The organism is Methylobacterium sp. J-068 (assembly GCF_022829445.1).
In the GTDB taxonomy this organism is placed as follows: Bacteria; Pseudomonadota; Alphaproteobacteria; order Rhizobiales; family Beijerinckiaceae; genus Methylobacterium.
Genome location: NZ_JAKSXY010000082.1, coordinates 1 through 351 on the forward strand (window position 1 = coordinate 1; position 351 = coordinate 351).

The window sequence follows — 351 nt, forward strand, 5'->3', positions numbered from 1 at the left end:
CCCTCTATTCACCCTGCATGGACCCGCGCTGCACCGGCACGCGGGCGGCTCAAGGTCAACGGACCGATCATTCAGTCCGACGTCCAACCTCACCACGCGGGCGTCCGGCACGGTCCCGCTGCCTCAAAGTTACCCTTGGGACCCATTCACGGATTTCGGCCTTGCTCAGCCCGTGCTGCGGGCGCTGCAAGCGGCCGGCTACAAGAGCCCGACCCCAATCCAGGCGCAGGCAATCGCACCCGCCATGCAGGGCCGCGACCTCTGCGGCATCGCCCAGACGGGCACCGGCAAGACCGCGGCCTTCGCGCTGCCGATCCTGCACCGCCTCGCCGAGACTCCGCGCCGGGCGAT

Annotated in this window: 1 protein-coding gene; it reads left to right on the forward strand. The window is 69.5% G+C overall.

Annotated elements, in window-relative coordinates; translation table 11 throughout:
* Window positions 1–118: 118 nt before the first annotated feature.
* The coding region (locus MKK54_RS12595; RefSeq protein ID WP_244011308.1) for a DEAD/DEAH box helicase at window positions 119–351 on the forward strand (233 nt) is incomplete at its 3' end.